This window comes from Microcystis sp. LE18-22.4A (assembly GCF_027531105.1).
GTDB lineage: Bacteria > Cyanobacteriota > Cyanobacteriia > Cyanobacteriales > Microcystaceae > Microcystis > Microcystis aeruginosa.
Genome location: NZ_JAPZRB010000435.1, coordinates 1 through 8,293 on the forward strand (window position 1 = coordinate 1; position 8,293 = coordinate 8,293).

An 8,293-nucleotide genomic window follows, 5' to 3' on the forward strand; every position below is an offset into this window, starting at 1 on the left:
CGATTTTGAGGTAGTCAGTTACCTAAAATTCAGGGAAAAAGTCCCTGAATTTTACCCGCGATCACTCCAATGGTCAGCACTTTTTGAGGGGAAAAAAGTCTAAAAACCTTATCCAACAATGTTTTTAGATTTATTCCAGCAAACCCTAAGTAGAGGCGATAAAATTCCATGTTCCAGGAGGGTTTTTTCGGCTGGTGGCAGTAAGCAATCAAACCAGAGAGGAGATTAAGGCAAAAATTAACAGAGCTACCGTGGCGGGAATGTTCAACGGAAGTTTCCCTTTGACAAAAAGCGACAACCTCTGCTGTGGCAGAATCTGTATGGGGGAACTTCCGCTAAAAACAGACAAATTTAACGGAGTTCGCGGTTCGGCATCACGCTTCGAGCGAGCGGCTGTTAATAGCCTTGAACTCAATCAACCACCACCACCACAACCACCACCACCACAACCACCACAACCACCACAACCGCCACTGCCGCCGCCATCACTGCCGCTACTGCCGCCACAACCGCCGCTGCCGCCATCACTGCCGCCACTGCCGCCATCACTGCCGCCGCCGCCACCACTGCCGCTACTAGCAGCGGCTATGGGAGTCAGCATTTGATACAAGTCTGCTAAAGCCATATCCGCCATCAGAACTGTTGCTCCAAACAACGCAACCGCAAGTACAAGTTCAGAATCGCTGCTATTGGCTGTTTTTAAATGTTGTAAGCGATTTGTTAAATCATTAAAAATGATCTCTCCATAACGGCTGCGCTGACGCTGTGGTTTGACAAAAAACCTTGCTCCCAAAACTAGAAGCCCAAATATACAGATGAGAAGTAAACCAACTGGCTTATCGCGAGAAATTCCCACCGCCATTTTGCACAAACCTATTCCTAGAAGAATAACCACAATCAATGATGGATAAATTTGGGCTTTGAATGCTTGGGCATCGCTCAGAAATAAACCAAGTTGTTCTAGGCGGGCACGAATGCTATCTTTCATTCCTGTAGACTTCCGGAAAACCTGTTCAATTGCCCCATCAGTGGCCAAAATATCTTGTGCAACCGCCTTTTCTACAGGATCGGCAATAGGATCGATCTTTCCTGTCACCACCAGTTTGCCTTCTTTTAATACCTCCACATAGCCTTGTTTTACCAAACTGGCGATTGCGGCCATAATCAGGCGATGATTGCCACCCGCCAAGAAAGCTATCTCGTAAGTATTTAAATCAGGTTGCTGCTTTGTATTAGCGCTAACTAGGCACAGGGAAAAACGTAGCCAGGCTGCCAAAGCGATTCCCATTACTCCTAGGGAAATATAGAAGGTTAAAAATTCCGGACCTGTAAAATTCATTGGGTTAGGAATTTGGGAGATTATCTGACAGCCAGTTATCATCAGTGAAAGGAAGGCTAAAAAGGTAAAGATGCCTATTTTTCGCAGTTGTGGTTTGACGGAGACTGTGAAATTAGGTTTTGACAAAACCCAGCTTTGTTGAGTGTTGATCCGGATAAAATGCAAATCTCGCCCGAATCGGTCTTTGGGTTTAGGCCAAATATCTATTGGAGGAATATGTCCAAAAAACTGTTCGTAACTTTCTAGCGTCTTGCTATACCAACTGCCAAATTTTAATTGCTCGGATGAACCCCCACGAGTCGGCTCGTGATGTAATGTGGTTTGCAAAATTTTGGGACAGAACTCTTGCCAGTACAATCGCGTATAGGTCAGATGTAAATGCCAAACTTGATCGATTTGGTCGGATGGCGTGACCGGATGTCCTGCTGCAACGGCTAGAAATATAAACTTTTTGTATTCCTCGATCGCTCTCTGAGTATAGCCTAAGGACCAGCCGTTATCTTTTGCTAATCGTTGGCTGAAAGATAATTGACTATCTGGCCGATCCAAGGCAAATGCCTGAATTCTTTTGTATAGCTCTGTCTGTTGAAAGTTCATCGTCCCTAATGGGCTATCCATAAACTGGGCCTCCCGAAAAAAACTGTTTCTAGTCGTTTATTTAGGCCGAAGAGGCTTAACTATGCGTGAAGTTTAAATTTCTTTACAAAAAGCTGGATGCTAACTATCCCTCTTTCAACTGGGCAATAAGTCTCGGAAACCCAAAAGAAAGTTGAGGAAAGTGACAGAAGCGGTTAGGTGAGGATAAAATACCAGTGGTCGCTTTAATATCACCTGAATAGTCGGTTTTTTGTGTCTTTCCCGAGACTATCGGCTGCTACCACTGGTTTGCTGTTGTTTGTTGTTGTAATCCGAGGAAATATAGTTCTTGCGTTCCCAAGCGCCTGAACTGCATTTGTCTCTCTAGTAACAATTGTAACAGACAATACCCATTTTGTGTAAAAAAAAGTAAACAATTTGGTAAAAAATTATTTTTTGCGGTAATCCTCAACCCTCTGAGGACAGCCCCAGATTACCGTTTCCTGTTTGTAAACCACCATACCGGGCTTTGCGCCCTTGGGTTTATAGACGTATTTGGGACGGGTATAGACGACGGGAACCTGTTCACTATGGCGAGCGCGGCTATAATAAGCGGCGTAATCGGCGGCAAATTGCAGATCGGCGGCTTCTGGAACTGTACCGGGGGTTAAACGGAGTAAAACGTGACTACCAGCGATTTCTTGACTATGAAACCAGATATCGTAATCGCTGGCGCTACGAAAAGTTAGCCGATCATTTTGACGGTTATTTCTGCCAATCCATAATTCTACTCCAGAGGGAGTAGTAAAGCGCATGGGTTCGGATTCTTTGTTATTCGCCCGATTACGCTGGTAATTGCTTTCTAGATACTTTTGTTGAATTAATTCTTCTTGTATCTCGTCTAGGGCCTGTAAATCTTCGCTGCTGCTATAATTTTCTAGTTGACTTAAACTCGATCGCACTTGTTCGAGATAATTAATTTCACTGACCACTTCCTCTAATAAAGGTTCCACCGCTAACCGCGCCCTTTTTAATTTCTGATGTTGTTTATAAAAATATTGGGCATTCTGCACGGGATTTCTTTCGGGATCGAGAGGAATAATTACAGGTTTTCCTGTCTGGAAATCCGCCAAAGTAATGCCGTTCATTCCCTGCTGTATTTGCTGCAGATTTGCCATTAATAAATCCCCTTGCTCTTTATAGCGATCGGCATGAGCAGATTCTGCTAGTCTTCTTTGAAATCCCGCCGCTTTAGTTTGCAGTTTAGTCAGTAAAGAGATGACTTTTTGATTTAATTTTTGCTGTAGTTGTCGAAAACTTTCTTGATTAATTTGGTCGCTATAATAACGGTTTAATAATTCTTGGACATTTTTAGCCGCCGCCAGCATCTCCCCACCGATCACCGTATAACCTTCGCTTGTCCATCCCGGTTGAAAGGTGTTATTTTCCAAGATTTTTAACCATTCTTGCCAAACTGAAAAGAGCTTTTCCCAATCAGTATTATCTAACTGATCCGTGTTTAATTTCGGGTGAATTTTGGCTTTTTGTAACAGCGATCGAGCGATGACCGGACTAACACCACGATAGGTACTAACTAACTGTTTTTCGATAGTTTTAGGGATTAAACTAACTCTGGCTTGCCAACTGCTCAAGGATTCTTCTAAACTGGGATTTGTTGCCAATAAAACGGGGGGTAGTTGATAGATTTGTCCCGTTTGTACGGTGCGAACACTAGACTGGGTAGCATTAACTTGATGGGCAACGGTGACAATTTGATTATCAGCCGCAGTTAAAATAACATTGCTATATTTGCCCATAATTTCTATATACAAATGCCCCAGGGCCGGATCATCGGGACGTTGGGCAAATTGTAGATCGATGACTCTTTCCCACGGGGCAACAAATGCTAATTTTGTCAGGGCAAAACCATTGAGTTGATGACGCAATTGATCGCTGAAAGTGAAGGTATCAGGGACTTTTGGCGGTGGATCACCAATATGCAGCCGCGCCCCTTGGGGATGCCAAGAAATAATTAACCATCCCTTGCGATCGAAGGTTCGTAAATAGAGGGCGATCGTTTGGCGATCAATTTGATACACTTGTTCTAGTCTCGCCGGCAGCCAAGTGGCGGCAATTTCGGCACAAGTGGCGCTGAGGGTGGTAAAGTCTACGGATTGCATTTTCAGGATTCAGGAGATATTCTCGATGCCAAAGTTGGCACCGCCAAGCATGAAAATATCATAGCTTCCCACTAAGTAGTCGTGCAAAATTAATTTCCTAGTCGAGATAGGAGACAGGAGACAGGAGACAGGAGACAGCTATCAGTTATCAGATTTGAGTTTTAAGTGAGCAGCATTGAATAGAAGTTTCCTACTGTCTTTTCACTGATTAATGATTACTGTTTACTAATCACAGCAAAAAGCGTTCGTGTTAGTGAGCTTGTCGAACTACTGATCTCACGCCGAAGTCTGACGTCTTAGATGTGTAATTAATTTTGCTTAGGTACTTAAGGCTAAAACAAAAAAATTGTTTCCTCAATTAAAAACGGATTTGGTCAGCTGCCCGCGCATTTAAATTGCTTGTTGATCATTAGCAACCGCACAAGCGTCCATCTTCCATGTGAACAATGCGATCGGCAATATCTAAAATCCGATTATCGTGGGTGACGAGTACAATAGTACGGCTCTGTTCTTTGGCTAAACGTTGCATCAAATTCACCACGTCTCGTCCCGTTTTACTATCGAGGGCGGCCGTTGGTTCATCGGCTAAAACTAATGGGGGATTACCGGCCAAAGCTCGCGCGATCGCTACCCTTTGTTTTTGTCCCCCAGATAAGCTATCTGGATAATAGTCGATCCGATGTCCTAAGCCGACTTCTTCTAATATCAAAGCGGCGCGTTCTTCCGTTTCCCGTCCGCCGAGATTTTCCTGAAGCTCGATCGACATTTGTACATTCTGTCTTGCGGTTAGAAAGGGTAACAAATTATGGGCTTGAAAAATATAACCAATTTGACGGCGGGTTTGGACTAATTGTTCTTCACTAGCCCCCCGTAATTCTTTTTCAAAATGCTGTAAGCTTCCTTCTTGAACAGAGCGTAGGCCACCGATTAAGGATAGTAAGGTTGTTTTTCCGGAACCAGAGGGGCCAGTTAAAATAACGATCTCTCCCGCTGTGATTTTTAAGTTGATCTGAAAAAGAACTTGTTTTTTCAGCGTTCCTTGACCGAAATAGTGATTGAGGTTTTGAATATCAATAACGTCCATAGACAGCCTCTTTCCTTGAGATGAGGGATGGATATCTGTTTCTTTCTTCTAAAAAATATCGGCCGGATCGGCATCTTGCAATTTTTTAACAGCAGTGGCTCCTGAAACGAAGGCCATGACTAAGGTTAAGATAAAGACAAAAACCGCTCGATCAAGCGACATATTGACAGGTAATAAGGTGGCATTTTTAGTAAACTCATATTGAATATTAGCGATCAAAAAACCTGGAACATATCCGAGAACAGCAATTAAAAAAGCCTGTTGTAAAACCATTGATAAGAGATAGCTATGACGATAGCCCATCGCTTTTAGGGTGGCGTATTCTGAAAGATGTTCCGAAACATTTGTATAGAGAATTTGATAGACAACGACAATTCCAACAATAATTCCCAGGATAACACCTAAATTAAAAATGAAACCAATCGCCGTACTACTTTGCCAATAATTCTTCTCAAATTGAATCAACTGTTGCTTTGATAAAACTTTAATATCATGAGGTAAATATGCTTGAATATCTTCGATAAATTTATTGACATTAGTTCCTGGTTTTAGACGAATTAAGCCAATATTAATTAATCCATAAGAACGGTTGCTAAAAATTCTTAAAAAATTCAAATGGCTCATGATTAAATTACCATCTGAACCAAAAGAAGTTCCCAGTTTAAATAAGCCAGCGACTTCTATTTTGCGGTTGTTACCCTTATTGCTAACCTCGGTAATAACCGAGCCCTTTTTTTCAAAATCAGCAACAATAGGACCAAATTCAGAGCGAGAATCTTGATCAAATAAAACTTGATCGGGAAGTTTTAATAGCTCCATATTTTCTGCGAGACCGGGTAAATCAAATGCCAAATGTTTAAGATCAAATCCAATCACGAATATATTACGCCAATAATTACGAGTTTCAGGGTTTTTCCACTGAGCAAAATCTAAATAAATCGGGCTGACAAAATCTACTTCTTCAAAAGCCAAGGTTTGGAGTAATCGCCGTTGAGGAAAACTTTCCATGCCAATCAGTGAAGTAGTACGAGGACTAATTAAAAAACAGTCCCCTTGTAGAGCTTCGTGAAGCCGAACAGCACTATCAAACAAAGCATCCCGAATCCCCAATTGCATAAAGACAATTACAACCGCAAAAATAACCCCCGATAGAGCCACCAGTAACCTGGTTTTTTGGTAGCGTAATTGCAACCAAGCTGTCGGTAACTTCCCGTGGAATATTTTCATCTTTTGCTCCTCCTAAAGATTCTAGATTGCTCGCGGCTGACTTGTTGACAAATACTACTCCTTATTTGAGACTTCGACCTAACATTATCTCAAGGCTAAAAGTCTTTCTAGATAAGAAATTTAACTAAATAGATATTCATTTCATATATAGAACTATTTAGTTAGCGCACAACCTAAAAGCCAGCTGTGATTGGGTTATAATTTTTCGATAGCTCTTTTAAAGATTAGTTTTGTTCGTATCGATCACCACATTGACTTGTAAATTAGTCAAGTTAGCCACTTTCTTACTAGAAGATGGATCGAGACGAATTTTGACTTCCACCACTCGCGCATCTGCATCAGCAACTGGATCGGTACCCAAGACATCTTTTTTGCCAATTTGTAAGCCAATTTCAGCGACGGTTCCCCTTAGTTCCCCAATCAATCCATCGGTGGTAATTTTTGCCCGTTGTCCTAGTTTAACTCGACTAACATCTGTTTCATAAACCTCGCTAGTGACATACATTTGACTGGTTTGACCGAGATCGAGGATGCCTTTATCACCAATTAATTCACCGGGCCAAGTATAAATTTTGAGAATTTGCCCCGCTTTGGGAGCTTTGACAAAAGCTAAATCTAAATCAGCTTTTGCTTTTTGGACAGCACTTTTAGCGGCGATTAATTGGGATTGAGCAACTTCAACATCTACGGGACGGACTTCCGCAACCGCATCTAAGGTCGCTTGATTTTCTTTGATTTTCTGATCTAGAGTTGCTACCGTGCGCTGAAGATTAGCTTCAGCTTCATCAATTTTTGCGGTTATAGTGGTGACAATTCGATTTAAATTAGCGTTGGCTTCTCGTACACTTTCTTGGCTAGTTTGAGCCATCAGACAGAAGCGATCGCGTTCTTGCTCTGAGACCGCACCTTCTTGGTATAGAGTATGGTAACGCTGACAATCTTTTTGTGCATTGTGAAACTCAGCTTTAATCCGCTCAATAGTGGCGTATTGAGCCATTTTTTCCCCTTGTAATTGAGCCGTTAAACTGGCAATAGTAGCTCTTTGGGTGGTAATCTGTCCTTCTAATTCGGAGCGAGTCCCTTCAAATCTGGCATTTTGGGCAATAATATCCCCCTGTTTTGCGCCAGCTTTCACCTGAGTTAAAAGAGATTGAGCAATGCGAACTTGGTCTTGTGCTTGTTTCAGTGCTGCTTGGAGTCTATCCCGACTGTCGAGGATAGCCAAAACTTGTCCGGCTTCAACCTGCTCTCCCTGCTTTACCAACAGTTTATCAAGGCGAGACCCTTCCATAAAAGCAGCAGCAGAAATCTTGATTGTTTCTCCCGCCGGTTCTACATAGCCTAAAGCCGCCACGGCTTTCAGCTTTCTCGGAGTAGTGGAAGCGACAGCCGGGGATGTTGTTTTTAAAGATTGATAGCGCCAAATTGAATAAGTCGCTACAGCGCCACTTGCCATAGTCCCGATGGTGAGACAGGTAATAAGTAGCCAATTAGTTGGTTTGACAAAAAGCGGAGATTTCATAACATACTTTGTGAGCGTTTTATAGAGGCTATCGTCCCGAACGTACCTAGTAGCAATATAGCTAATAAAGAAGAAGGTTCAGGAACTTGGTTAGAAGAAGATGTAGGGGAGAAAACTAAGCCTGTGGGAGCGAGAGGAGCATTGATACCAGAAGGCACAAAGACACTGATGAAATTCGATGTCGTTTTGTCGTACTTCAGGATACTGTTGCTGCCAAGACTGCTTATTGGGACTTAAACAAATTTCAAGCCCAAACAAAGCCTAAACTGGCTTTGTAAGCGGCAAACACATCCCGATTCTCGGTCAGCCACTCAAAGAAACGGAAAGACATCGCTGTCCGAAAAGCTGCCAAGGCTTCCACAAAA

At 42.5% G+C, this 8,293-nt stretch carries 6 protein-coding genes and 1 pseudogene; all 7 read right to left on the minus strand.

Features of this window, described 5'->3' with window-relative positions:
- Positions 1 to 164 precede the first annotated feature (164 nt).
- A pseudogene (locus O9295_RS19155) lies at positions 165 to 275 on the minus strand (IS982 family transposase); the annotation flags it as partial.
- A 140-nt stretch (positions 276 to 415) separates the two neighbouring features.
- Positions 416 to 1,957 (minus strand): TIGR04222 domain-containing membrane protein, encoded by a 1,542-nt coding sequence (locus O9295_RS19160; protein ID WP_288034573.1) that lies wholly within the window; start codon positions 1,955 to 1,957, stop codon positions 416 to 418.
- 407 nt (positions 1,958 to 2,364) lie between these two features.
- Positions 2,365 to 4,095 carry an Rqc2 family fibronectin-binding protein gene (locus O9295_RS19165; RefSeq protein WP_288034576.1) on the minus strand — a complete coding sequence of 577 codons (1,731 nt, stop codon included), beginning with the start codon at positions 4,093 to 4,095 and terminating at the stop codon, positions 2,365 to 2,367.
- Positions 4,096 to 4,504: 409 nt separating this feature from the next.
- Positions 4,505 to 5,179 (minus strand): DevA family ABC transporter ATP-binding protein, encoded by a 675-nt coding sequence (locus O9295_RS19170; RefSeq protein WP_288034585.1) that lies wholly within the window; start codon positions 5,177 to 5,179, stop codon positions 4,505 to 4,507.
- A 48-nt stretch (positions 5,180 to 5,227) separates the two neighbouring features.
- On the minus strand, positions 5,228 to 6,406 hold the full coding sequence (gene devC / locus O9295_RS19175; protein WP_288034588.1) for an ABC transporter permease DevC: 1,179 nt from the start codon (positions 6,404 to 6,406) through the stop codon (positions 5,228 to 5,230).
- 217 nt (positions 6,407 to 6,623) lie between these two features.
- A complete protein-coding gene (locus O9295_RS19180) occupies positions 6,624 to 7,928 on the minus strand; it encodes an ABC exporter membrane fusion protein (RefSeq protein WP_288034591.1) in 1,305 nt (434 codons plus the stop codon).
- Positions 7,925 to 8,086, minus strand: a complete 162-nt coding sequence (locus O9295_RS27485) for a PEP-CTERM sorting domain-containing protein (RefSeq protein WP_353851876.1) — start codon at positions 8,084 to 8,086, stop codon at positions 7,925 to 7,927. Before O9295_RS27485 ends, O9295_RS19180 begins: the two co-directional genes overlap by 4 nt.
- Positions 8,087 to 8,293 lie beyond the last annotated feature (207 nt).